This is a genomic window from Pseudomonas guariconensis, assembly GCF_040822035.1.
Classification (GTDB): domain Bacteria; phylum Pseudomonadota; class Gammaproteobacteria; order Pseudomonadales; family Pseudomonadaceae; genus Aquipseudomonas; species Aquipseudomonas guariconensis.
Window position 1 is genome coordinate 489,992 of record NZ_CP162012.1, and the last position, 25,234, is coordinate 515,225.

The window sequence follows — 25,234 nt, forward strand, 5'->3', positions numbered from 1 at the left end:
AGCGTGTCGCGCTCTTCGCGGTTAAACCCGCTCCCCCATGGCACTGTGGGTCTTGAGGTCTGTGCAGGCTTGTGGGAGCGGGTTCCGCCGCGAAGCATCCAACCCTGATCAAGGGACTTTCGGCACCTCAGGCAGCGCCGCGCCCTTGGGCCACAGCATCCAGATCTGCCCTGGCTGCTTCATGTTCCCTGCCAGTTCGCCGGCCTGCGGGCCAGTTCCCCAGAACAGGTCTGCGCGGACCTCGCCGGTGATGGCGCCGCCGGTGTCCTGGGCGCCCACCGGACGCACCACCGGGCTACCATCCGGACGGGTAGTGGACAGCCACAGCAGGCTGCCCAGGGGGATCACCTTGCGATCGATGGCGACGCTGTAACCGGCGGTCAACGGCACGTTCAACGAGCCGCGCGGGCCTTCATTGCTGTCTGGACGGGTGCCAAAGAATACGTAGCTGGGGTTGCTGGCCAGCAGCTCGGGAACCCGCTGCGGGTTGGCCTGGGCCCAGGCGTGAATGCTGCCCATGGTCACGTCTTCTTTCTTCAACTGGCCTTGCTCCACCAGCCAGCGACCGATGGGACGGTAGGGATGGCCGTTCTGGTCGGCGTAGCCCAGGCGCAGTTGGCGTCCGTCTTCTAGCTGAATGCGCCCGGAGCCCTGGATCTGCAGGAATTGCAGGTCCATCGGATCGGTCAGCCAGGCCAGTACCGGCGCTTTCACGCCGTCGCGGTTGATCACTTCAGCGGTGTCGTAGGGCTTGAGCACGCGGCCATCGAGGCGCCCGCGCAGGCGTTTGCCTTTTAGTTCCGGGTAGATGCTGGCCAAGTCGACCACGATCATGTCTTCGGGAATACCGTACACCGGCACGTGGGCGGTCTCGGTACGGCTGAGGCTTCCGGGGTAGACCGGTTCGTAGTAACCGGTGATCAGGCCGTGGGCGTTGTTCTGCGCTGAACGCAGGCCGTAGACCGATAGGTTCTGCTGTAGGAAGGCACGGATCTGGGCGGCGTCTTCAGGCATGCGGGCCGCGGCCTCGCAGGTAGCGGCCCAGACCGGGTCACGCTTGAGCTTTTCGCATCCGTTGCGCCAGGCCTGGAAACCGGCCAACAGGTCGTCGTCGCTGACGCTTGGCAGGTCTTGCCAGGTGGCCGGGGCGTAGGTCGCCACGGCGTGGGGTTCGGGTTTGGCATTCTCGCCGCCGTTGCAACCGGCCAGCAGGGCCAGGGTGGGAAGCGCCCAGGCAAGGTGGCGCAGAGCAGATCTCATGGTTGAATCCTTGAATGGGCGGCCTGTACGGCTGCCCATGTTTTTCGTGGGGGTATTGGTCTTTGTCGAGCAGGCGAGGATACTGTCGGCCCTTTCCCTCTGCCAATGTGACCGTGATGTTGAAATGTTTCACCGTTCTGCTGTTGGTCGGCCTGTCCCTGGCGGCCTGTGACCGTGTCGATCCTAACTCACCACTGGGTCAGCGCAAGGCGATCTTCAAGCAAATGCTCAAGACCAGCGAGGATATGGGCGGCATGCTGCGGGGACGATTACCGTTTGACGGCGCCCGGTTCGCCGAGGGTGCGGTGAAGCTCGATGGTCTGTCCCGCGAGCCGTGGCAGCATTTTCCGCAGGTCAAGGATGAGGGTGACAGCAGCGCGCGGCCTGAGGTGTGGGAGCGTCAGGCGCGTTTCCAGGATTTGGCTCGGCAATTGGAAGGGGTGACGGGCGAGCTGGTCAGCGTGACCCGTGACCAGCCGCTGGAGGCGGCAAGCCTGAAGGTGCCAATGGACAAGGTCGAGGCCGCATGCAAGGCCTGCCACACGGAATTTCGCAATCATTGATTGCCCGCATGGCCGGGCTTGAGGCTGCTTCCCGCAATGCCTGCGGGAAACTGCGAAGGGCCGCGCAACGGCCCCGATATGCAGGGGCACAACTACCGTGCACTGCCCCTCTCAGCGGTAGCCCAGGGAGCCGATGTCACTTGTCCAGCTCCAGCTCGGCCTGCTTGAGTTCAGCCTGGGACTCTGCAAGCTTGCGCTCGCGCTTGGCGATCTTGTCCTTGTCGCCCTTGGCATGAGCCTCGGCGAGGTCTCCCTTGCGTTCGGCCACTTCCGCCTTGGCCTCGGCGACCTTGGCTTCACGCTCGTGTTTCAGGCCGGCATCGGTGCAGTGGGCGGCGTTTTCCTTCAAGGCTTTTTCCAGGCCACGGATCTGACCCCAATTGTTGTGCTTGCGGGCGTATTCGAGCTGGTTCTCGATGGCGCTGCGTTTGGCCGCGCAACCGGTCAGGCCTGGGGCGGGCTGCGCTGCCTGCGCAGTGCCAGCGGCCAGGCCGAGGATGGCCAGAATTGTCAGGGCGGAACGGGCTTTCATGAACACTTCCTTCAATAGCAACAAAATTTGTAGGGGATAGTGCCTACAACCGTTTGCCGAGTGAACCCTGGAAACGGGTGCTACATCGCTTTCAGAAAAACCCTACTCCGGCGTGACTGACTCAGCGCTCCAGTCCATCGACGGCTTCTTGCAGCTCCTTCTTGGCCTCGGCGAGCTTTTCCTTGCGCTTGTTGATCTTCTCCGGGTCGCCTTTCTTCATGGCCTTGTCCAGGTCCTTGGTGCGCTGGTTCACTTCGTGGCGGGCCTCGAGGACCTTCTGCTCACGCTCCTTGCGCAGGCTGGAATCGGTGCAGTGTTCGGTGACTTCGGCCAGGGCCTTTTCCAGGCCGGCCTGCTGCTCGCTGTTGCCATGGCTGCGCGCTTGTTCGAGCTGTTCGCTGATAGCCTGGCGCTTGGCCGCGCAGCCTGTCAGCCCAGGCTGCTCTTCGGCGGCCAGCAGAGGGCTGGCGGCGATGCTGAGCAAAGCGGACAGTGCAAGAGACGAAAGCAATTTCATCGGGGACTCCATTCGAAGGCAGGACAGCGGAAAACGAAATGCTGCCCTGATCTGACGAAATTAGAAACCCTGGATTGCGTGTGCGCGCAATTGCATGGCCAGCAGGGCCAGCGTTTCATCCGTGAAGAACGCCTCCAGTTGCGCGGCGCGTCCAGGGCCGATACCGGGCTCGGCCAGCCATTGTTCACGGCGCTTGGCCGCGAGGGTCTGCCAATCCGGTCCCAGTGGGAGGTTGCGCGGAGCCGGGACACCGAGGGCCCGCAACCAGCGCTCGAACGGTTGCTGCCGAGCATTGGCAAAGGCTTGCAGCAACTGCTCTGCACGCGCCGTGCCGATGCCCGATATGCGCTGCAGGTCGTCGCGCTCCAAGGCCAGCCAGTCATGCAGGCTGCTCACGGCCCCGCTTTCCACCAGGCGCGCCCAGATGGCGGAGCCAAGGTTGGGCATCTGCAAACCCTGGCGGCCGCTCAACCAGGCCAGGCGGGCGAGGAACTGCTCCTTGCAGGTGTCGTCGGGCCGCCAGCAACTGAGTGGATGGTGCTGTGTGGCGTCCGGCGGCGTCACGGGCTCCCGGTGCGTCGAGCGGTGCACCACGCTTTCCAGTCGCGGCACGGTCAGCCCGGCCAGGGTGATCGCCACTTGGTCACCAGGGCGTATGTCCAGCCGCTGCCAGCGGGCCAGCGAACCGAGGCTGACCAGGCTGATGCGGCGGTCATCCAATACGACCGGGTGCAGGTGCAGCATGGGCGTGATGCGACCGGTCCGTCCTACCCGAAAGCGCACCTCGCGCACCTCGGCCAGGGCTTGTTGGAATGGGTACTTCCAGGCCGCTATCCAAGAGGGCGGCTTGGCCCGCCAGCGTTTGGCCGGCGGCCGACTGTCCTGGCGCAGAATCACGCCATCGGTCGCGAAGGGCAGGGGGGAGCGGTACCAATGCTGGCGCCAGTGCGAGGCTTGGTCGAAGGTCTCGATGGCGACGCTGTAGCGCTGGCTATCGGCAAAGCCGAGCTGCGCCAGCCGTGACAGGCGGTCGGCCTGACGGGGCGGCCCATCGGGCCAATCCCAAACGAACAGACCGATGCCGCCACCTTGGGCATCATCCAGGCTCTTGCGCGCCAGGAGGCCTGCCACCGTACCGCGGGCGTTGGCGCTGCCGGCCAGAGCTTGCGTGTGATTGTCCCGACGCCAATAGAGTTCGCCCTGCAGCACGAGGTCGATCGGCTCCGGCAGTTGCCGAGTGATGCCGCTCAGGTGGGGAATATGGCGACTCCAGTCATGTCCCAGAAGGCCATCGCCGCGGCTGAGCAACTGCACCAAGCGCCCTTCGCGGTACACCAACGACGCTGCGACGCCATCCACCTTCGGTTGTATCCAGACATCGCGCTTGCCTTGCAGCCAAGCTACCACTGCCTGTTCATCGGCCAGTTTGATCACGCCGGTGTGAGGTATCGGGTGAGGTAGGGCGCCGCGGGCGCTGGCCAGCGGCTCATCGCTGCCTGGCAGGTCGAAGCAGATTTGCAACGCGTGCAGGCGCTGCCGGCTCTGGTCGTAGAGTTCGTCCGCCACGGGTGAATGGCCTTGGCGGTGGTACTGGTCGTCCCAGGTGGCCAGGGTTTCGCGCAGTCGGGTGATTTCCTCGTGGGCACGGGCCGGGGGCCAGGATGGACAGACGTCGGCTTGACTGACGATCGGCAGAAGTATGAGCAATGCAGCGATGAGCATTGGGGGCATGGCCAGCATCCTTGCTTGGCAGGAGGGAATGCTCAGCCTAGGCAATCGCAGGCCAGGGCGGCGGGCGGAGTTGTCAGTCGATATGTCACGAAAAAGCCCCTGCCGATCACTCGGCAGGGGCTTTTCCTTGCAACCTGTAGCGTGCGGCCTGCAATCAGCCGCTTACCCTTACAGGCCGGCTGCGGCGCGCAGGGCGTCGACGCGGTCGGTGCGTTCCCAGGTGAAGGTGGTGAAGGTGTCGTTGCCGACGGTCTTCTGCTGTGGGATACGGCCGAAGTGACCATAGGCAGCGGTTTCCTGGTACATCGGGTGCAGCAGGTCGAGCATGGTGGTGATGGCGTACGGGCGCAGGTCGAAGCACTCGCGGACCAATTGTACGATCTTGTCGTCGGCGATCTTGCCGGTGCCGAAGGTGTTGATCGAAATGGAGGTCGGCTGGGCCACGCCGATGGCGTAGGACACCTGGATCTCGCAACGGTCGGCCAGGCCTGCGGCAACGATGTTCTTGGCCACGTAGCGGCCGGCGTAGGCTGCCGAGCGGTCGACTTTGGACGGGTCCTTGCCGGAGAACGCGCCGCCACCATGACGCGCCATGCCGCCGTAGGAGTCGACGATGATCTTGCGACCGGTCAGGCCGCAGTCGCCCACTGGGCCACCAATGATGAAGTTGCCGGTCGGGTTGATGTGGAACTGGGTGTCCTTGTGCAGCAGTTCGGCAGGCAGGGTGTGCTTGACGATCAGCTCCATGACGGCTTCACGCAGATCTTTGTAGGAGACTTCCGGGTTGTGCTGGGTCGACAGGACCACGGCATCGATACCCACGACCTTGCCGTTTTCGTAACGGCAGGTGACCTGAGACTTGGCGTCCGGACGCAGCCACGGCAACAGGCCGGACTTGCGCGCTTCGGCCTGGCGCTCGACCAGGCGATGGGAGAAGCAGATCGGGGCAGGCATCAGGACGTCGGTTTCGTTGCTGGCGTAGCCGAACATCAGGCCCTGGTCGCCCGCACCCTGGTCTTCCGGCTTGGAGCGGTCGACGCCCTGGGCGATGTCCACCGACTGTTTGCCGATGATGTTCATCACGGCGCAGGTCGCGCCGTCGAAGCCGACGTCGGAGCTGTTGTAGCCGATGTCGATGATGACTTTGCGCACCAACTCCTCCAGGTCGACCCAGGCGGAGGTGGTCACTTCACCGGCAATGATGGCGACACCGGTCTTGACCAGGGTTTCGCAAGCAACGCGGGCGTATTTGTCCTGGGCGATGATTGCATCAAGGACCGCGTCCGAAATCTGGTCGGCGATCTTGTCCGGATGCCCTTCGGACACGGACTCGGAAGTGAAAAGGGAGTATTCGCTCATCTCGACGGGTTCCTAAAAATTTACCGATGGTGAGTGTCGCCAGTCGTCCGCTGGAAATGGCGGACCTGAATCTGGAAACCGTTACGCAAGCCCACATAGAGGCTGTCCCCGGGTACTAGCCCCGCTACCCGGGCCCAACGGGCCAGGTCTTCCTGCTCGAAGCCCAACCAGAGATCGCCGCAGGCTTCCCGCGCCCAGCTCTGATCATGGCTACACAGCTCGGTGACCAGCAGGCTGCCGCCCGCTTTCACCCGTTTGGCCAGCAGGCGCAGGGCCAGGGCCGGGTCGCTGAAATGGTGCAATACCATGTTCAGCACTACGCAGTCGGCTTCCACATCCGTTGCACCCAGTGCATCGGCCAACTGCAGGTTTACATTATCCAGCCCTTCGCGCTCGCAGACCTGGCGGGCCAATTCGAGCATGGTCGAGCTGTTGTCCAGGGCCGTGACCTGATTGAAGCGCCGTGCCAGGTCCGGCAGGAAGCCGCCATCGCCTGGACCGACTTCCAGCGCGCTGGCCTCGGGGCCGAAACTCAGGTTGTCGAGCAGAGCCAGCAGGCTGTCGCGGTACTGCGGCAGGCCGGCGATCAGGTCTTGCTGGGCGCGAAACTTTTCTTCCACGCGCAGGAAAAAGTCCTGGCTGGTGGCGGCGCGGCGTTGTTGCACCTGGGCGATACGGGCCTGCACGTCCTGCGTCAGGGCCAGGCCGTCCACCTCTTCGAGCAGGGCTGCGTGCAGGCGACCGCCCAAGCGCAGGCTGTCGGGCAAGGCGCGGCGGTAGAAGATCGCATTGCCCTCGCGGCGCGTGGCCACCAGTTCAGCCTGGGCCAGTACCTTGAGGTGATGGCTCATGCCCGATTGGCCGATGTCGAAAATCTGTGCGAGCTCCAGCACGCCAAACGAGTCGCTGGCCAGCGCGCGCAGCACGTTCAGGCGCAGCGGGTCGCCGCCGGCCTTGCACAGGGCGGCCAGCTCGTCGCTGCGTTGAGGGGTGATGGGCGCGCTTTGGTTCATGAGGCGGCAGTCTAGACAGGGGATGCTGTCGTAGCAATAGCAATATCAAAAAGTTTTGATATTGGCGATGAGCTGCGGTCTGCAGGGGGCAAGCTGCAAGGTTGGAGCAGATCGGGCGCCGATCTGCCTCTGCTTGCAGTGTCGAGCTTGTCGCCTGTGGCTGGAAAAGTTTGCCCCCGGCCCCGCCTGTGGGCGAAAATGGCGGCCTTTTTCGTTTCACTACCTTTTCAATCCCCAGGAGACTCAGCGATGCCCAGCCGTCGTGAACGTGCCAACGCCATTCGTGCCCTCAGCATGGATGCCGTGCAAAAGGCCAACAGCGGCCACCCAGGTGCCCCCATGGGCATGGCGGATATCGCCGAAGTGCTTTGGCGCGATTACCTGAAGCACAACCCGAGCAATCCGAAATTCGCCGACCGCGACCGCTTCGTGCTGTCCAATGGCCACGGCTCGATGCTCATCTACTCGCTGCTGCACCTGACCGGCTACGACCTGTCGATCGACGACCTCAAGGCCTTCCGTCAACTGCACAGTCGCACGCCGGGTCACCCGGAGTACGGCTACACCGCAGGCGTCGAGACCACCACCGGCCCGCTGGGCCAGGGTATCGCCAACGCCGTGGGCTTCGCCCTGGCGGAAAAAGTCCTGGCGGCCCAATTCAACCGTGAAGGCCACACCATCGTCGACCACCACACCTACGTGTTCCTGGGCGACGGCTGCATGATGGAAGGTATCTCCCACGAAGTCGCGTCCCTGGCCGGCACCTTGGGCCTGAACAAGCTGATCGCCTTCTACGACGACAACGGCATCTCCATCGACGGCGAAGTGCACGGCTGGTTCACCGACAACACCCCGGCGCGCTTCGAGGCGTACAACTGGCAGGTGATCCGCAACGTCGATGGTCATGACGCCGACGAGATCAAGACTGCCATCGAGACCGCCCGCAAGAGCGATCGCCCGACCCTGATCTGCTGCAAGACCATCATCGGCTTCGGTTCGCCCAACAAGCAGGGCAAGGAAGACTGCCACGGCGCGCCGTTGGGCAACGATGAAATCGCCCTGGCCCGCAAGGAACTGAACTGGAACCACGGTCCGTTCGAGATTCCGGCCGACATCTACGCAGAATGGGACGCCAAAGCCGCCGGCGCCAAGCTCGAAGCCGACTGGAACCAGCGCTTCGACGCCTATGCCAAGGCCTACCCTGAGCTGGCCGCCGAGTTCAAGCGCCGTGAACGCGGCGAGCTGCCGGCCGACTTCGCCGAGAAGGCCCAGGCCTACATCAACGAAGTCGCCGCCAAGGGTGAAACCATCGCCAGCCGCAAGGCCAGCCAGAACGCCCTGAATGCCTTCGGCCCGCTGCTGCCTGAGTTCCTCGGCGGCTCGGCTGACCTGGCCGGCTCCAACCTGACCCTGTGGAAAGGCTGCAAAGGCGTCAGCGCCGATGACGCCAGCGGCAACTACGTGTTCTACGGTGTGCGCGAGTTCGGCATGACCGCCATCATGAACGGCGTCGCCCTGCACGGCGGCCTGGTGCCTTATGGCGCGACCTTCCTGATGTTCATGGAATACGCCCGCAACGCGGTACGCATGTCCGCCCTGATGAAGCAGCGCGTCATCCATGTCTATACCCACGACTCCATCGGCTTGGGCGAAGACGGCCCGACCCACCAGCCGATCGAGCAGCTGACCAGCCTGCGCAGCACGCCGAACCTGGACACTTGGCGTCCAGCCGACGCGGTGGAATCCGCCGTGTCCTGGAAGCAGGCCCTGGAGCGCAAGGACGGCCCATCGGCGTTGATCTTCTCCCGTCAGAACCTGCAGCACCAGGAGCGCGATGCCCAGCAGATCGCCAACATCAGCCGCGGCGGCTACATCCTCAAGGATTGCGCCGGCGAGCCTGAGCTGCTGCTGATCGCCACCGGTTCCGAAGTGGGGCTGGCGGTCCAGGCGCATGCCAAGCTGACCGAGCAGGGCCGCAAGGTGCGTGTGGTTTCCATGCCGTGCACCAGCGTGTTCGACGCCCAGGACGCCGCCTACAAGCAGTCCGTTCTGCCGCTGGAAGTCGGTGCGCGTATCGCCATCGAGGCTGCCCACGCGGACTTCTGGTACAAGTACGTGGGCCTGGAAGGCCGCGTCATCGGTATGACCACCTACGGTGAGTCGGCGCCGGCCTCCGCACTGTTCGAGGAATTCGGCTTCACCCTGGAGAACATTCTGGGTACCGCTGAAGAGCTGCTGGAAGACTGATGTAAGGATCTGCGGGCGGTGTCGCCCCGATTCGCGGGCAAGCCCGCTCCCACGGTGGTCGTGTATCCCTGTGGGAGCGGGCTTGCCTGCGAATGCCACACCGCAATCCCGCAGGCTGCTGACAATAGATCTGTTCCGTGAGTATCGAATGCCCCATCCGCGTCCCTACAAAGTTGCACTCAACGGTTACGGCCGTATCGGTCGTTGTGTCTTGCGCGCACTGTTCGAGCGAGGAGCGGACGCCGGCTTCGAGATCGTCGCGCTGAACGACCTGGCCGATCAGGCCAGCCTCGAATACTTGACCCGTTTCGACTCCACCCACGGGCGATTCCCTGGCGAGGTGAGGGTTGACGGCGACTGCCTGCACATCAATGGCGACTGTGTGAAGGTCCTGCGCAGCGCCACCCCGGAGGGCATCGACTGGGCGGCGCTGGGCGTCGATCTGGTGCTGGAGTGCTCCGGGGCCTACAACACTCGTGCCGATGCCCAGCGCTTTCTCGATGCCGGCGCGCCGCGGGTGCTGTTCTCCCAGCCGATGTCCAGTGAAGCGGATGTCGACGCCACGGTGGTCTATGGCATTAACCAGGACTGCCTGAGCGGCGAGGAGCGCCTGGTGTCCAACGCCTCCTGTACCACCAACTGCGGCGTGCCGCTGTTGCGCGTGCTGGACCAGGCGTTTGGCATCGAGTATGTGTCGATCACCACCATTCACTCGGCGATGAACGACCAGCCGGTGATCGATGCCTATCACCATGAGGACCTGCGCCGCACCCGTTCGGCATTCCAGTCGGTGATCCCGGTGTCCACTGGTCTGGCGCGCGGCATCGAGCGCCTGCTTCCGGAACTTGCCGGTCGAATCCAGGCCAAAGCCGTACGCGTGCCGACCGTCAACGTCTCGTGCCTGGACATCACCCTGCAGACCGCCCGTGATACCAGCGCGGCAGAGGTCAACCGGGTGTTGCGCGAGGCTGCGCTGAACGGCCCGCTGAAAGGGCTGCTGGCCTATACCGAGCTGCCCCACGCCAGTTGTGATTTCAACCATGACCCGCATTCGGCCATCGTCGATGCCAGCCAGACCCGTGTTTCCGGCCCCCGCCTGGTGAACCTGCTGGCCTGGTTCGACAACGAATGGGGGTTCGCCAACCGTATGCTCGACGTTGCCGGTCATTTCCTGCACGTCGTCCACCAAACCCGCACCAAACAGCCCTGAAGGACTGCATTCATGACCGTGTTGAAGATGACCGACCTCGACCTGCAAGGTAAGCGCGTACTGATCCGCGAAGACCTCAACGTCCCTGTGAAAGACGGTGTGGTAGCCAGCGATGCGCGTATCCTGGCCGCGCTGCCGACCATCAAGCTGGCCCTTGAGAAGGGCGCTGCCGTCATGGTCTGCTCGCACCTGGGTCGCCCCACCGAAGGCGAGTTCTCCGCCGAGAACAGCCTCAAGCCGGTGGCTGATTACCTGAGCAAGGCCCTGGGCCGCGACGTGCCGCTGGTCGCTGACTACCTGGACGGTGTCGAGGTCAAGGCCGGCGATCTGGTGCTGTTCGAGAACGTGCGCTTCAACAAGGGCGAGAAGAAGAACGCCGACGAGCTGGCGCAAAAGTACGCCGCCCTGTGCGACGTATTCGTCATGGATGCCTTCGGTACCGCCCACCGCGCCGAGGGTTCGACCCACGGGGTTGCCAAGTTCGCCAAGGTTGCGGCTGCAGGCCCGCTGCTGGCGGCCGAACTCGATGCCCTGGGCAAGGCCCTGAAAGCCCCGGCCAAACCGATGGCCGCCATCGTCGCCGGCTCCAAGGTCTCCACCAAGCTGGATGTGCTCAACAGCCTGAGCACGGTCTGCGATCAACTGATCGTCGGTGGCGGCATCGCCAACACCTTCCTCGCCGCGGCGGGCCACAAGGTCGGCAAGTCGCTGTACGAACCTGACCTGGTCGACACCGCCAAGGCGATCGCCGCCAAGGTCAGCGTGCCGCTGCCGGTGGACGTAGTGGTTGCCAAGGAGTTCGCCGAGAGCGCCGAAGCCACCGTCAAATCCATCGCCGATGTGGCCGATGACGACATGATCCTGGATATCGGCCCGAAGACTGCCGAACAGTTCGCCGAGCTGCTCAAGTCGTCCAAGACCATTCTGTGGAACGGCCCGGTCGGCGTGTTCGAGTTCGACCAGTTCGGCAACGGTACCAAAGTGCTGGCCAAGGCCATCGCCGACAGCGCCGCCTTCTCCATCGCCGGTGGCGGTGACACCCTGGCGGCCATCGACAAATATGGCGTAGGCGCTGATATCTCCTACATTTCTACCGGTGGCGGCGCGTTCCTCGAATTCGTCGAAGGCAAGGTCCTGCCCGCCGTGGCTATCTTGGAAGAGCGGGCCAAGGCCTGAGTATGGCGGCGCCTGGCAAAGGGAGCGACCTGATGGTCAAGCAATTGCCTGTGATGATCCTGGCCCTGTTGCTGGGCGCCTGCTCCAGCAAGTCTGCCGATACCGAGCCGTCGCAGCCGCCCAAGGGCGGCTGCTACCAGTCTCAGTGGCAAGCGGAAACTGCGCCGGTCATCAACAAGCGCATGGGCCCGGAGGGCCTGGAAAAGTACGACGACGAACACCAGCGCCAGGCGCCGGGCTGCCCTTGATCGGGCGCCAGGCAACCAAGGTTGGGTTTTGTGGTCTTGGATTAGGGGCCGCGTAGCGGATCCACGACGAGGTTTTTGGATGAAAGCGCTTCTGGCCGCATTGGCCCTGGCGACCCTGGCAGGATGCTCGCTGCTGCAACCGGCCCCATCCGCTCCGGCGGACAACTGGACCCGCTGGGTCTGCGACAGCCAGGCCGAAGTGCTCTGGCGATTCGCCGATGCGAGCCAGGATGCGGTCGACGTACGCCTAGGCGGCGGCGACCAGGTCTACCGGCTCAAGTCCGAGCCGGGCGCCTCGGGCGCGCTGTACAGCGACGGGGTACTTGCCTTCCACACCAAGGGCGACGAAGGCCTGGTGTATTGGGTGGCGACCAACGATCTGATTGGGCGGGGCTGCAAGGCACCGTGACTGGCCGGGCCGCGACGGTGGCCCACACTACTTGAACAGCAACCGCCCCTGCGGCAGGCTTGCACGAAACAACGACGCTTGTCGGGAGAGAGATACACAATGGCACTCATTAGCATGCGCCAGATGCTGGACCACGCCGCCGAGTTCGGCTACGGCGTTCCGGCTTTCAACGTCAACAACCTCGAGCAGATGCGCGCCATCATGGAAGCTGCGGATGCCACCGACTCCCCGGTCATCGTCCAGGCCTCGGCCGGCGCCCGCAAGTACGCTGGTGCCCCGTTCCTGCGTCACCTGATCCTGGCGGCGATCGAAGAGTTCCCGCACATCCCGGTGTGCATGCACCAGGATCACGGCACCAGCCCTGACGTCTGCCAGCGTTCCATCCAGCTGGGCTTCAGCTCGGTGATGATGGACGGCTCGCTCAAGGAAGACGGCAAGACCCCGTCCGACTACGAGTACAACGTTCGCGTCACTCAGCAGACCGTGGCATTCGCCCACGCCTGCGGCGTGTCCGTCGAAGGCGAACTGGGTTGCCTGGGCAGCCTGGAAACCGGCCAAGCCGGTGAAGAAGATGGTATCGGCGCCGAAGGCACTCTGGATCACAGCCAGATGCTGACCGACCCGGAAGAAGCCGCCGACTTCGTCAAGAAGACCCAGGTCGACGCCCTGGCCATCGCCATCGGCACCAGCCACGGCGCCTACAAGTTCACCAAGCCGCCAACCGGTGACATCCTGGCCATCGACCGGATCAAGGAAATCCACAAGCGCATTCCCAACACCCACCTGGTCATGCACGGTTCTTCCTCGGTGCCGCAGGAATGGCTGAAGGTCATCAACGAATACGGCGGTGATATCAAGGAAACCTACGGCGTGCCGGTCGAAGAAATCGTCGAAGGCATCAAGTACGGCGTGCGCAAGGTCAACATCGATACCGACCTGCGCCTGGCCTCCACGGGTGCCATCCGTCGCTACATGGCCCAGCACCCGAGCGAGTTCGACCCACGCAAGTTCTTCGCCGAGACCGTGAAGGCCATGCGTGATGTCTGCATCGCCCGTTACGAAGCCTTCGGTACCGCCGGCAACGCCTCCAAGATCAAGCCGATCTCCCTGGAGGGCATGTTCCAGCGTTACGCCAAAGGTGAGCTGGCCGCCAAGGTCAACTGATCCTGCCATGAACGAGGGGCCGTTTCGCGCTGGCGAAACGGCCCCTCGTTCATATTGGATGCGGATCGGATACACTCGCGGCTCTTCTCGCTGAACGCCGTGCAATGACCGCATTACGCTACCTGCAAGCCTACCCGCCTCACCTGCAAGAGCAGGTCCGCCAGATGATCGCCTCCGATCGCCTGGGCGATTACCTGCGCCAGCGCTACCCGGATCGACACGACGTACAGAGCGACAAAGCGCTGTACAGCTATGCCCAGGACTTGAAACAGCAATATCTGCGCAGTGCGCCGAATCTGGACAAGGTGCTGTTCGACAACCGCCTGGATCTGACCCATCGCGCCCTGGGCCTGAACACTGCTGTCTCCCGTGTGCAGGGCGGCAAACTCAAGGCCAAGAAGGAAATCCGCATCGCCTCGCTGTTCAAGGACGCGGCGCCCCAGTTTCTACGCATGATCGTGGTGCACGAGTTGGCGCACCTGCGCGAGCGGGACCACAACAAAGCGTTCTACCAGCTCTGTCAGCACATGGAGCCGGACTATCATCAATTGGAATTCGACCTGCGCGTCTACCTGACCTACCAGGAGCTGCCGGGCACCACCTGAGGATCGAGCAGCATGGATGTGAGCAAGACCAAGAGCAGTTTCTACCGGCGTCTCTATGTGGCCTGGTTGATCGACAGCCAGACCGCAACCAGTGTTCCGGCGCTGATGGAGGCTACCGGCATGCCTCGTCGCACCGCACAGGACACCATCGCCGCACTGGCCGACCTGGATATCGTTTGTGAATTCGAGCAGCAGGCCGGGGCGCGTAATCACGCCGGGCACTACCGCATCCACGATTGGGGTGCCATCGACAAGCAGTGGATCATCCAGCACCTGCGCAAGATCAGGGACGTGCTGGGGTATCCATGACCTGAGCGCCCCAGCCGCTCGATGCCCTCTCGCCTCAAGCCTTGCGCATACCGATATGCGCAATGCCATCCTCCAGGTACTGCTCTCCCGCCACCTCGAATCCATGCCGCGCATAGTAGGCCTGCAGATGTGCCTGGGCCGACAGGTAGATCGGTGTCCCAGGCCAGCAGTGCTCGGCGCACTCCAGCCCCTTGAGTAACAGCTGATGGCCCAGGCCGCCACCGCGCGCGGCGGGGGCGGTTACCACCCGGCCAATGACCACGTCGCCGCCTTGGGATTGGGGGTCGAGCAGGCGCAGGTAGGCCACCAAGCGGTCTTGTTCCCAACCCATCAAGTGCAGCGTATCTGCGCAAAGGTCCTGGCCGTCGACCTCCTGGTAGGCGCATTGCTGCTCCACCACGAAGACTTCAGTGCGCAACTGCAGGATGGCATAGAGTTGCTCCTTGCCAAGGTCGGTATGGTGCTTGCAGATCCACTCGATGGACATGGGTATGAACTCTTTGAAGGGGCGGTCGATCATCGCAAATCCCGGCGCTGGCGACGAGTCAGACATTGCCCAAAAACGGCTTCAACCGCATTCGGCCAAAATAGAGGCTATTTGATATCATTTGTCGGCTGCCGTCCGAGAGGGCTTTGTGTAATCTGCCCATCCTGTAGTAGTGCGGATCGCCACCATCAGAGTGGATCACCCACCTGCGAAAGGACTCGAGCATGCGGCCATTGCTTTGCGCGCTTGGTTTACTGTTGATCGTGCTGGTCACTCCCGCCGTGGCGGCCGAGAAGTTGCGTCTTGTGGCCGACAGTTGGCCGCCGTTCACAGACAGCGACTTGCCCGGCGGCGGCCTGGCCACCAACATCGTCACCGCGGCACTGACCCGTGCTGGCTACACCAGCAATGTCGAGCAGGTGCCCTGGGCCAGGGCCTTGATGGGTATCGGCGAAGGCCGCTACGACATCTTGGTCAACACCTGGTACAACGACTCGCGCACGCGTCTGGGCGCATTTTCCAAACCCTACCTGGTCAACCGCATCCGCCTGCTCAGGCCGCAAGATACGCCTTTGAGCTACCGTCAGCTGGCCGACCTCTACGACTATTCCATTGCCGTGGTACGCGATTACGCCTATTCCCCGGAATTCGACGACGACGCCCGTTTGCACAAGGTGGCGGTGCGCAACTTCTCCTCGGCGGTGCGCATGCTGGCGGCGGGCAGGGTCGACCTGACGGTGGAGGACGAATTCGTCGCGCGCTACAGCCTGCAACGCGAGCCGAAGGAGGTGCGTGAGGCCGTGACCTTCGTAGAGCCCGCGTTGGGCGAAAACAACCTGCACATCCTCGTCAGCCTCAAGCATCCCCATCATCAGCAGATCATCGAGCGCTTCGACCGCGCCATCGCCGCGATGAAGGCCGATGGCAGCTATGCCCGTCTGTTGCGCCAACACGGGTTCTGATCCGCCTCAGCGCCCTCTGGCTTCAAGAGCGGGTTGGCCTGGGAGCGTCAGCCCGTTGGGCTTTCCTTGATCAGGTGCGCCGCCAGGGTACGCAGCGGCCCGAGTTGGCGGCAGATCAGCGCCAGTTGGGTTTGCACCAGACGCTGATGTTCGTCCAACTCTTCGGGCATCTGTTCCAAGGCGCCGGCCAGGGCTTCCTCGGCATCGCTGTGGATGGCCACGGGCAGGCGGGCGGCCAGTCCATTGGCGATCTCATCGAGGCTGTTGGCCAGGCTCTGGCCGGCGCCATCGATCAACTGCTCGTGAACCTCCGGCGGCAGCGCCGTGTCGCGGTGTGCACCGAGCCCGGAGAGGTAGCTGAGCAGGGTGTGCGAGAGCACCAGGAAGCGGAAGCCCACATCGGCTTCCTTACGGAAGTGCCCAGGCTCCATGAGCATGTTGGCCAGTGTGGTCGACAGTGCCGCATCGGCGTTGTGGGCGTTGCGCCGGGCCAGGCGATAGGCCAGGTCGTCGCGCTTGCCATGGGCATATTGCTGCATGATCTGGCGCAGGTAGGCACTGGCGCAGGTCAGCGTATTGGCCAGCACTTTGTTCAGGCGCCGCCCCTGCCAATCCGGCAGGAACAGGAACACCGCCAGGATGGCAATCAGGCTGCCCACGAGGGTATCGAACAGGCGTGGCAGGAACAGGCCGTAGCCATCGCCGATCTGGTTGAAGCAGAACAGTACCATCAGGGTGATCGCCGCCGTGGCCAAGGTATAGCGGGTGGTTCGGTTGACGAAGAACACCACCCCGGCGACCACCGCGAACATCGACTGGATGACCGGGCTGGGGAACAGGTCGAACAGCGCCCAGCCCACCGTGAGGCCGACAGCCGTGCCCACTACGCGCTGCACCAGCTTGCGGCGGGTCGCACCATAGTTGGGCTGGCAGACGAACAGGGTAGTCAGGATGATCCAGTAGCCTTGGGTCGGGTGGATCAGGTGCACCATGCCGTAGCCCACCGACAGCGCCAGGGACAGGCGCAGGGCATGGCGGAACAACAGCGAAGTGGGCGTCAGCTGCGTGCGCAGGCGGCTCCAGACATCCTTGAGGTTGCGTGGCGAGCGGTCGAGCAGGCTGCTGTCGCTGGCATCGGCCAGACTGTCGGGGTTGCTGGCGGCGCCCAGCAGGCGGTCCAGGGTCGCCAGGTTGCCGGCCAGCGCCCGCAAAGAGCGCAACAGGCCGCGCCAGGCTGGATTGCTTTGCTGGCGCAAGTGTTCCAGGGAGGCGTTGAGGTCTTCCAGCGCTTCGGCGAACCCGCCGCCGTAGACGAACGGCTGGCGCAGGCGGATCGAGTGGGACAGTTGCTGGCAGGCCGAGCCTTGCTGGCGCAGCAGGCGCTGGCAGCGGAACATCACATCGCTGTGGAAGAACGCTTCGGCCAGTGCGTTGTAGGGATAGTGCGAGGCACTGACCCGCTCATGGATGTCCTGAGCCAGAAAGTACAGCTTCAAATAACGGCTGACCTTGGCGTTCGGCTGGCTGTTGCCAACCCGGTGCAGGATGATTTCCTTGGCTGCGTTCAGCGCCGCCACTACTTTGCCATTTTGCTGGGCCAGTTCCAGGCGGCGGGCTTCCAGGTCCAGGTTGCGGATCGGCTCGAACAGGTTGGCCTTGAGCTTGAGGTAGCGGCCAAGCTCCATGAACAACTTTGCCAGGCTCTGCTGCACCGGCTGGTTGGAGAACAGCGCCTGCCACAGGACCGAGAGCAGCCCATACCACGCCGCACCGGCCACCAGCAGCAACGGTTCGTGCCAGAAATCGCTGACCTGCCCGCCGCGCTGGTCCACGCCGATCATGGTGTACACCGAGAGGATCAACGTCGCCGAGGCGATGGCGCCGTAGCGTTCGCCCAAGGCACCGAGCATGGTCAGGGCGAAGGCTGCCAGGGCCAGTGCGCCAGCGAAGATCCAGGGGTAAGGGAACAGCAGCTCCACCGACAAGGCGGCGATGGCGAAACACACCAAGGTAACGGCCAGGGCGCTCAGGCGGCCTTGCCAGCCGTCGTCGGTCTCGGCCAGGGCGCTGGCGATGATGCCGAGGAACAGCGGGATCAACAGCGCCATTTCGTCCTGGTACCAGCAAAGCGCCAGGCTGCCGGTGAGTGCGATCGTTACCCTGATGCTGTAGCTGAACTTGTCTTGGCCCCACAAACGACGCAATGAATGGCGGAACGAGCTCGATGACATGATGGCCCTGGGCAGTGATCGAATGAATACCTTGGCGCCATTCATAGTGGGCCGCGCAGCAGCCCCAGAAAATCGGCACCTCAGCACAGACCAGCAAGAAGCGTTCCGTGCTGCTGAAAGGATTCTACTCTACACGAACTGCGCTGCAGCGTTGGCCGAGGCCCATGCCCACTGGAAATTGAACCCGCCCAGGTGGCCCGTGACATCGAGCACTTCGCCGATGAAGTACAGCCCAGGACTCTTGAGGGATTCCATGGTCTTTGAAGACACCTCGCGGGTATCGACGCCGCCGAGGGTCACCTCCGCGGTGCGATAGCCTTCGGTACCGGCCGGCACCAGTTGCCAGGCCGACAGCTTATCCGCCACCTGGGCCAGTTCGGCCGGGGTGTACTGCTTCATCGGCTTGGACACGAACCATTGCTCGGCCAGCAGATTGGCCAGCTTGCGGGTGAAAACCTCGCCCAGCAGCGTCTTCAGCTCGCTGTTGGGGCGTTCGGCCTGCTGCTGTTGCAGCCAACTGAGGGCGTCTCGATCGGGCAACAGGTTGATCTCCACGGTATCGCCCGCCTCCCAGAACGAGGAAATCTGCAGGATCGCCGGGCCACTCAGGCCGCGGTGGGTGAACAACAGGTTTTCCCGGAAACTGGTGCCGTTGCAACTGGCGACGCAGTCCAGTGCGGTGCCGGAGAGCTCGGTGCACAGGGCCTTGAGTTGAGGCTCGGTGATGGTGAAGGGCACCAGACCCGCGCGGGTCGGCAGCAGGGTATGGCCGAACTGACGGGCGACCTGGTAGCCAAAGCCGGTAGCGCCCAGGGTCGGGATCGACAGGCCGCCGGTGGCGATCACCAGGGACTGGCAGGCGAACGGGCCGGCGGAGGTTTGCAGACAATAGCCTTCGGCGGTCTTCTCGATCTGCTCGATGCTGGTCTGCAGGCGTATCTGGGCCCCGGCCTCGTCGCATTCGGCGAGCAACATGTCGAGGATGTCGCTGGACTTGTTGTCGCAGAACAGCTGGCCAAGTTTCTTCTCGTGGTAAGGCACGCCGTGCTTGCACACCAGTTCGATGAAATCCCACTGGGTATAGCGGGCCAGGGCCGACTTGCAGAAGTGCGTGTTCTGCGAGAGGAAGTTGGCGGGCTCGGTGTACATGTTGGTGAAGTTGCAGCGACCGCCCCCGGACATGAGGATCTTCTTGCCCGGCTTGTTGGCGTGGTCGAGCACCAGCACCCGGCGTCCTCGGCGGGCGGTGAGCTGGGCGCACATCAGGCCGGCGGCGCCGGCGCCGATGATGATCACGTCGGTGGAATGCACGGTGTAAACCTTTTCTGAAATGACACACTGGCCCCCGTGGAAGCGGGTTTACCCGCAATGCGATGGTGGACTCACTGCCGCCTTCGCGGGTAAACCCGCTTCCACAGAGTCGTGCAGATCTTTAGATGATGCGGACTTTCAGGGACCGACCCTTGATCTTGCCGCTGTTCAGGCGCTGCATGGCTTGTTTGGCCACAGCGCGCTCCACCGCCACGAAGGCCTGGAAGTCGAAGATGGCGATTTTGCCCACCTGTTTACCGGGGATCCCTGCGTCGCCGGTCAGCGCGCCGAGAATATCGCCTGGGCGCAGTTTGTCCTTGCGGCCTGCGGCGATGCACAAGGTGGTCATCGCTGGCAGCAAAGGCTCACCCCCTTTGTGTTTGAGGTTGTCGAGCTGCTCCCAGCGCAGCGGGCGCTTCTGCAGGTCCTCGATGGCCTGTGCGCGGTGGCCCTCGGCAGGCGCGACCAGGCTGATGGCGATGCCTTTTTCGCCAGCGCGACCGGTGCGGCCGACGCGGTGTACGTGAATCTCCGGATCACGCGCCAGCTCGACGTTGATCACCATGTCCAGACCGTCGATGTCCAGGCCACGGGCCGCCACGTCAGTGGCCACCAGCACCGAGCTGCTGCGGTTGGCGAACATTGTCAGCACCTGGTCGCGGTCGCGTTGCTCCAGGTCGCCATGCAGGGCCTGGGCGACGATGCCCTTGGCGGTGAGGTGGGCTACCACGTCCTCGCACTGCTGCTTGGTGAAGCAGAACGCCACGCACGACTGCGGGCGGAAGTGGCCGAGCACTCGGGTGACGGCTTCCAGGCGTTGCTGCGGGTCGATCTCGATGAAGTGCTGTTCGATCTGGTTGTCGGCGTGCAGGCTTTCGACCTTGACCTGCTGTGGCTTGCGCATGAACTCGGCGGCCAACTGCTCGATGCCGGCCGGGTAGGTGGCCGAGAACAGCAGCGTCTGGCGGCGCGAAGGGGTCTTGCCGATGATGCTGGCGATGGCGTCGAAGAAACCCATGTCGAGCATGCGGTCGGCTTCATCCAGCACCAGGGTATTGAGCCCATCGAGCACCAAAGTGCCCTTGTCCAGGTGCTGCTGGATGCGCCCTGGGGTGCCGACGATGATGTGTGCGCCATGCTCCAGGGAGGCGATCTGCGGGCCCAGCGAAACGCCGCCGCACAGGGTGAGGATCTTGATGTTGTCTTCGGCACGGGCCAGGCGACGCAGCTCCTTGGCCACCTGGTCGGCCAGCTCGCGGGCCGGGCACAGTACCAGGGCCTGGCAGCCGAAGTAGCGCGGATTGATCGGGTTGAGCAGGCCGATGCCGAAGGCGGCGGTCTTGCCGCTGCCGGTCTTGGCCTGGGCGATCAGGTCCTGGCCCTTGAGGATGACCGGCAGGCTCTGGGCCTGGATCGGCGTCATCGAGGCGTAGCCGAGGGCGTCCAGGTTGGCCAGCATGGCGGCGGACAGCGGCAGAGTGGCAAAGGCGGTGGAGTCGGTGGTCACGAGGCGGGCCTGCGTTGCGAAGCGAAAAATGCCGCACAGTCTACCAGCCTCGTGGCCATTCGCCCTACGACTCCATGTGCGCTTCCTGACGACGGGCACGCCTTCCGTCTGTCGGCGACAACTGCAGGAAGATCGCTGCGGCCAGCATGGCCATCAAGCCGATGGTCAAGAAGGTCAGCTGGAAGGCGCCCAGGGTGCTTTCCACCCCCTCTGCGCTGCCAGCGGCGGTAAAGCCGCCAAGCAAGGCGCCGGCACAGGCCACCCCCAGGCTCAAGGACAGCTGCGCGACCACCGACAACAGGCTGTTGCCGCTGCTGGCGCTGGCGTCGTCCAGGTCGATCAGGGTCACGGTGTTCATGGCGGTGAACTGCATGGAGTTCACGGCGCCGAGCAGGGCCAGTTGCGCCAGCAGCAGGGCATACGGCGTGTCTGCGTCCACCAGCCCCAGGCTGGCCAGCAGCAGGCCAAGCAACAGGGTATTGCCGGTGAGGATGATGCGATAGCCGAAGCGTTCGATCAGCGGCCGTGCGATGGACTTGGCGAGCATCGCCGCGGCGGCCAGAGGGATCATGCTCATGCCGGCCTCGGCGGGCGAATAGCCCAGCGCCACCTGCAGTAGCAACGGCACCAGAAACGGCAGAGCGCCGCTGCCCAGGCGGGCGAAGAGGTTGCCAAGGATGCCGATGGCGAAGGTGCGCACCCGGAACAGGCCCGGCGAGAACAGCGGCTGCGGATCGCGCCCGGCGCGCAGCCAATAGGCGGCCAGGCAGGCCATGCCGGCGAACAGCAGCAACATCACCCGCAAGTGCGGCAGGTGCAGCTCACCCAAGCCTTCCATGGCGATGGTGATCAGTACCATCGCGGCGCCGAACAGGATGAACCCCGGGCCGTCGAAGGTAGTGCGCTCGGCGCCGCGCAGATCAGGGATGAACTTCCATACCGCATAGCAGCCCAGTGCACCGACGGGCAGATTGAGCAAAAAGATCCAGTGCCAGGTGAGGATCTCCACCAGCCAGCCGCCCAGGGTCGGTCCCAGCAGCGGGCCAAGCAGGCCGGGGATGGTGATGAAGCTCATGATCCGCACCAGCTCCGAACGCGGGTAGGCGCGCAGCACTACCAGTCGCCCGACCGGCAGCATCAACGCACCGCCCAGGCCCTGGATGACCCGGGCCAGGATCAGGAACGTGAGGCTGTTGGCCATGGCGCAGAGCAGCGAGCCCAGGCTGAAGAGCAGGATGGCGCTGAAGAAAATGCGCTTGGTGCCGAAGCGGTCGGCGATCCAGCCTGAAGCGGGAATCAACAGGGCCACCGTGAGCATGTAGGCGATGATCACACCCTGCATGCGCAGCGGGTCTTCGGCCAGGGAGCGGGCCATGGCCGGTAGGGCGGTGTTGAGGATGGTGCCGTCCAGGGACTGCATGAAGAAGGCGATGGCCACCACCCAGGGGATCCAGCGGGCGGTGACGGGGTCCAGCGGGGCGCGTTCGGGCATGAATACCTCGGCTTTGCTGCTTGATCGTGCTGGCCCGCCTCCACAGGGTTATCGTCCTGTAGGAGCCCTGTGAAGCAGCCAGCACAGACCCATTACAGGGTGAGGGTCAGGGCTTTGACCAGCGCCCCCGGCAAATGACTCGACCCGGTGCTGCGCTGGCCGTAGGTACTGGTCGACAGGATCAGCTCTCGCTCACGCGTCAGGTCTTCCAACTGACTGCCCAGCAGGTTGTACAGGCTGTCATCGAAGCGCATGGTGCCGACCGGCCCCTGGATGCAACCGTCCTGCACCCAGAAGGTGGCGAAACGGGTCAGGCCGGTCATGCGGGCGGCGGGCAGGTCCGAGTAGTTCAGGTACCAGAGATTGCTGATATACAGGCCCGTGCCGAGTCGCTCGAGGACCTGCGCCGAAGGCAGATGCCCCGGAGCCAGGCTCAGTGCACAGGGCGACTCGAAGCTGTCGGCGCCGTTGGCCTGCAGGTCGAACTCCGCAGCGCTGCGCGCGCTGACCAAGCGCGCGTGTGCGCGGCCTTCGTGGATCAGGCGCACGTCCTGGCGCGGCGAGCCTTCGTCGGAGAAGGGCGGGCTGAGCGAGCCGCTGACCTGTTCATCGAAACCGACCTGCGGACTGAGGCTGGCATCGCCGGTATACAGGCGCTGCAGCGCGCTGTTGCCTGTGGCCAGAGCCTGCGCGGAAAAACCACCCCAGCAGAGCATGCCGGCAATCTCGTCCATCGCCGCCGGGGCCAGGTAGGCGCGGTAGCTGCCAGGCTTGAGGATGATTGCCGGGCGGCCAAGGAAATCCAGTTGCTCGCGGGCCTGGCGCAGGCGCGCCACCAGGGCCGCACTGTCCCAGACCTGACCTGCATAATTGGCCTTGACCGCCTGGCCATTGGCGTGGAACAGGCTCCAGTCGAAGTTGAAACTGTTGGCCTGATGCCAGCCAAAGGCCCCGAAGGAGCTGGCGAACCCCCGGCAGATGGGGCCTGCGGCATAGATACCGACCAGGTCCAGATCGCCGGCTTCACGCTCGATCAGTCCAAGAACATCGGCGCAGTCCGGCAGCGCCGCTGCCTGCAGGTTGTGGCTGTGCCAGGCGCTTTCATCAAGACGCAGGTAAGGGTCGACAGGCAGCAGCGGCAGGATCTGACGCAGCTGGGCCAGCGCGTCGCGCAGGCGCTGGCGGTCCAGCTGTGGATCGTCGCCCAGCGTGAAGTGCTGCTCGGCCTGGCGCCCGTCGCGGATCAGGCGCAAGTGCGCGCTGGCCTGGGCGACTTCGCCGGCCTGGCGCACGCGGGCATGGTTGAAGCGGATGAACTGTGAATGCTCGGCACTGTAGCCGAGGGTGAACTGCTCGCCAGCCTGGAGTGCGTCGCGCAGGGCGCCTGTCAGGTCCTCGAAGCGTTGCTGGGGCGTGGCGCTCATCAAGCGTCTCCTCCGAATACGTCGATCTGGCGGAACACGCATGCCGGCGAGGCATGGCCAACCCGTACCACCTGGTTGGGTTCGCCCTTGCCGCAGTTTGGCGTGCCCAGTATCTGGAACGTGCTGCGATCGCCGACGGCGGCGAGATTGCCCCAGAACTGCGCGGAGATGCCGCGGTAGTTGGGGTTCTTCACTACGCCTTTGAGTTCGCCGTTTTCGATCAGTTGGCCCCATTCGCAGCCGAACTGGAACTTGTTGCGTGCGTCGTCGATGGACCAGGAGCGATTGGTGCGCATGAGGATGCCATGCTCGATACCACCGATCAGCTGCGCCAACGACTGGTCGCCCGGCTCGATGTTGAGGTTGGCCATGCGATCGATCGGCGCGCGATTCCAGCCACAGGCCCGGCTGTTGGCCACGCCATCCAGTCCCGAGCGGTACTGCGACAAGGCGCCGCCCAGCGGGCGCAGCAGCACACCGTCGCGGATCAGGAACTGCTTGCTCGCCGCAGTGCCGTCGTCGTCGAAGCTGTAGCTGGCCAGCTCTTCGGCGATAGTCGGGTCGAAGGTCACGTTGAGCAGCTTCGAGCCGTATTGCAGGTGACCAAAGTCGCTTGCCTTGACGAAGCTGGTGCCGGCGTAGTTTCGTTCGTCGCCCAGGATACGGTCCATCTCCAGCGGGTGGCCGATGGACTCGTGGATCTGCAGCATCATCTGGTCTGGCATCAGCAGTAGGTCACGCGGGCCGCTGGGGGTATTGGGCGCGAGCAGCAATTGCAGGGCCTCGTCGGCGATGCGCCTGGCCGCACCGACCAGGCCACAGCGTTCGATCACCTCGAAGCCGCCTTGCTGGCCGAAGTTCTCCCTGCCTAGGCTGCGGCTCTGGCTGTCCTGGCCATCGCTTGCGGTCACGCCCAGGCCCGGGAACAGGAAACGTTGGGCATGGCGCAGCTCGGCGCCTGCAGAATTGAGGTAGGTCTGCTCGACAAGGCTGATGCCCAGGCTCGCCTGCCAATCAACCAGGCGGCTGTCCTTGGGCACGCTGGCCGACTCGGCGGTGAGCAGCTCGAGGCACTCGGCAAGGCTAGGCAGGGGATGTTCGAAGTGGGGCGAAACATGGTCATGGCGCTCGCTGGCCACCGGTTGCCCGCTCAGGTCCAGCAGACTGTAGGCGGCGATCGTGCGAGCCAGCGCCTCGGCCTGTTCGAGGGCGCGTTGCAGACCTGCTTGGGACACGTCGGCGGTGGCAGCGTAGGCTTCCACACCCTTGACGCGCACGGTGAGCATGGCGCCTTCGTCCTGGCTGAAGAATGGTGGCTCGGCCACATTGCGACGCACCGACAGACTCTGGTGCGACTGCTTCACATGGCGCAGGGAAAACACCTCGGCCGAACTGCGCAGCGCGGCAAAGCGCTGGCGTAGCAAGGCACTGGAATCGAACATGCGGGAACCTCCGGTGCGCGGTGGCTCCCCCTAGA

22 protein-coding genes and 1 pseudogene are annotated in these 25,234 nt (G+C 64.1%); 10 read left to right on the top strand and 13 right to left on the bottom strand.

The genetic code is table 11. The features are described 5' to 3' along the window. Window positions 1–108 precede the first annotated feature (108 nt). Window positions 109–1,260 carry a murein transglycosylase A gene (locus tag AB1N67_RS02245; RefSeq protein WP_090343247.1) on the bottom strand — a complete coding sequence of 384 codons (1,152 nt, stop codon included), beginning with the start codon at window positions 1,258–1,260 and terminating at the stop codon, window positions 109–111. 116 nt (window positions 1,261–1,376) lie between these two features. Between AB1N67_RS02245 and AB1N67_RS02250 the strand changes: the two genes are divergently transcribed. Continuing rightward, the gene (locus tag AB1N67_RS02250; RefSeq protein ID WP_043207244.1) at window positions 1,377–1,823 is read left to right on the top strand and encodes a cytochrome c; all 447 of its coding nucleotides are present in this window, start codon (window positions 1,377–1,379) and stop codon (window positions 1,821–1,823) included. Between the two features lie 136 nt (window positions 1,824–1,959). Here AB1N67_RS02250 and AB1N67_RS02255 read toward each other — a convergent pair whose 3' ends face one another. The 5 genes from AB1N67_RS02255 to AB1N67_RS02275 form a co-directional block, all read right to left on the bottom strand. Next, window positions 1,960–2,355 (bottom strand): DUF1090 domain-containing protein, encoded by a 396-nt coding sequence (locus AB1N67_RS02255; RefSeq protein WP_102081301.1) that lies wholly within the window; start codon window positions 2,353–2,355, stop codon window positions 1,960–1,962. 121 nt (window positions 2,356–2,476) lie between these two features. Beyond that, on the bottom strand, window positions 2,477–2,872 hold the full coding sequence (locus AB1N67_RS02260) for a DUF1090 domain-containing protein (RefSeq protein ID WP_043207250.1): 396 nt from the start codon (window positions 2,870–2,872) through the stop codon (window positions 2,477–2,479). Between the two features lie 60 nt (window positions 2,873–2,932). Then, window positions 2,933–4,603: an NAD-dependent DNA ligase LigB gene (ligB, locus tag AB1N67_RS02265; RefSeq protein WP_367863503.1), complete on the bottom strand. Its 1,671-nt coding sequence runs from the start codon at window positions 4,601–4,603 to the stop codon at window positions 2,933–2,935. 168 nt (window positions 4,604–4,771) lie between these two features. Further along, entirely contained in the window at window positions 4,772–5,962 is a 1,191-nt protein-coding gene (gene metK / locus AB1N67_RS02270; protein WP_043207253.1) for a methionine adenosyltransferase, read from the bottom strand. A gap of 20 nt (window positions 5,963–5,982) precedes the next feature. Continuing rightward, window positions 5,983–6,975, bottom strand: a complete 993-nt coding sequence (locus tag AB1N67_RS02275; protein WP_043207256.1) for a metalloregulator ArsR/SmtB family transcription factor — start codon at window positions 6,973–6,975, stop codon at window positions 5,983–5,985. A 249-nt stretch (window positions 6,976–7,224) separates the two neighbouring features. Here AB1N67_RS02275 and tkt point away from each other — a divergent pair, with 249 nt between their 5' ends. From tkt to AB1N67_RS02315, 8 genes are all read left to right on the top strand, one after another. Then, window positions 7,225–9,222, top strand: a complete 1,998-nt coding sequence (gene tkt / locus AB1N67_RS02280; protein ID WP_043207258.1) for a transketolase — start codon at window positions 7,225–7,227, stop codon at window positions 9,220–9,222. A gap of 148 nt (window positions 9,223–9,370) precedes the next feature. Continuing rightward, complete coding sequence (gene epd, locus AB1N67_RS02285; protein ID WP_070571095.1) at window positions 9,371–10,432, top strand: erythrose-4-phosphate dehydrogenase; 1,062 nt, start codon at window positions 9,371–9,373, stop codon at window positions 10,430–10,432. 12 nt (window positions 10,433–10,444) lie between these two features. Continuing rightward, window positions 10,445–11,608: a phosphoglycerate kinase gene (locus tag AB1N67_RS02290; protein WP_043207267.1), complete on the top strand. Its 1,164-nt coding sequence runs from the start codon at window positions 10,445–10,447 to the stop codon at window positions 11,606–11,608. A gap of 32 nt (window positions 11,609–11,640) precedes the next feature. Then, entirely contained in the window at window positions 11,641–11,856 is a 216-nt protein-coding gene (locus AB1N67_RS02295) for a hypothetical protein (protein WP_043207346.1), read from the top strand. A 79-nt stretch (window positions 11,857–11,935) separates the two neighbouring features. Next, entirely contained in the window at window positions 11,936–12,265 is a 330-nt protein-coding gene (locus AB1N67_RS02300) for an MliC family protein (RefSeq protein WP_070571096.1), read from the top strand. A gap of 99 nt (window positions 12,266–12,364) precedes the next feature. Further along, window positions 12,365–13,429 carry a class II fructose-bisphosphate aldolase gene (fba, locus tag AB1N67_RS02305; protein WP_043207275.1) on the top strand — a complete coding sequence of 355 codons (1,065 nt, stop codon included), beginning with the start codon at window positions 12,365–12,367 and terminating at the stop codon, window positions 13,427–13,429. A gap of 104 nt (window positions 13,430–13,533) precedes the next feature. Further along, entirely contained in the window at window positions 13,534–14,034 is a 501-nt protein-coding gene (locus AB1N67_RS02310; RefSeq protein WP_070571097.1) for a M48 family metallopeptidase, read from the top strand. Between the two features lie 12 nt (window positions 14,035–14,046). Beyond that, a complete protein-coding gene (locus tag AB1N67_RS02315) occupies window positions 14,047–14,343 on the top strand; it encodes a helix-turn-helix domain-containing protein (RefSeq protein ID WP_043207283.1) in 297 nt (98 codons plus the stop codon). Between the two features lie 34 nt (window positions 14,344–14,377). Here AB1N67_RS02315 and AB1N67_RS02320 read toward each other — a convergent pair whose 3' ends face one another. After that, a complete protein-coding gene (locus tag AB1N67_RS02320; protein ID WP_043207347.1) occupies window positions 14,378–14,830 on the bottom strand; it encodes a GNAT family N-acetyltransferase in 453 nt (150 codons plus the stop codon). Window positions 14,831–15,054: 224 nt separating this feature from the next. Here AB1N67_RS02320 and AB1N67_RS02325 point away from each other — a divergent pair, with 224 nt between their 5' ends. Beyond that, window positions 15,055–15,792, top strand: coding sequence for a substrate-binding periplasmic protein (locus AB1N67_RS02325; RefSeq protein ID WP_367863504.1), 738 nt, complete (start codon window positions 15,055–15,057; stop codon window positions 15,790–15,792). Between the two features lie 47 nt (window positions 15,793–15,839). On the opposite strand, the gene yccS is transcribed toward AB1N67_RS02325, so the two are convergent. From yccS to AB1N67_RS02355, 6 genes and pseudogenes are all read right to left on the bottom strand, one after another. Next, window positions 15,840–18,023 carry a YccS family putative transporter gene (yccS, locus tag AB1N67_RS02330; RefSeq protein ID WP_043207349.1) on the bottom strand — a complete coding sequence of 728 codons (2,184 nt, stop codon included), beginning with the start codon at window positions 18,021–18,023 and terminating at the stop codon, window positions 15,840–15,842. A 129-nt stretch (window positions 18,024–18,152) separates the two neighbouring features. Then, a pseudogene (locus AB1N67_RS02335) lies at window positions 18,153–19,367 on the bottom strand (NAD(P)/FAD-dependent oxidoreductase); the annotation flags it as partial. Between the two features lie 88 nt (window positions 19,368–19,455). Beyond that, entirely contained in the window at window positions 19,456–20,793 is a 1,338-nt protein-coding gene (gene dbpA, locus AB1N67_RS02340; RefSeq protein WP_367863853.1) for an ATP-dependent RNA helicase DbpA, read from the bottom strand. Between the two features lie 112 nt (window positions 20,794–20,905). Next, window positions 20,906–22,333, bottom strand: coding sequence for a multidrug transporter subunit MdtD (gene mdtD / locus AB1N67_RS02345; RefSeq protein ID WP_043207291.1), 1,428 nt, complete (start codon window positions 22,331–22,333; stop codon window positions 20,906–20,908). Between the two features lie 92 nt (window positions 22,334–22,425). Then, window positions 22,426–23,757, bottom strand: coding sequence for a TldD/PmbA family protein (locus tag AB1N67_RS02350; protein ID WP_043207295.1), 1,332 nt, complete (start codon window positions 23,755–23,757; stop codon window positions 22,426–22,428). After that, on the bottom strand, window positions 23,757–25,199 hold the full coding sequence (locus tag AB1N67_RS02355; RefSeq protein WP_197852694.1) for a TldD/PmbA family protein: 1,443 nt from the start codon (window positions 25,197–25,199) through the stop codon (window positions 23,757–23,759). The genes AB1N67_RS02350 and AB1N67_RS02355 overlap by 1 nt, the downstream gene beginning before the upstream one ends. Window positions 25,200–25,234: the final 35 nt, after the last annotated feature.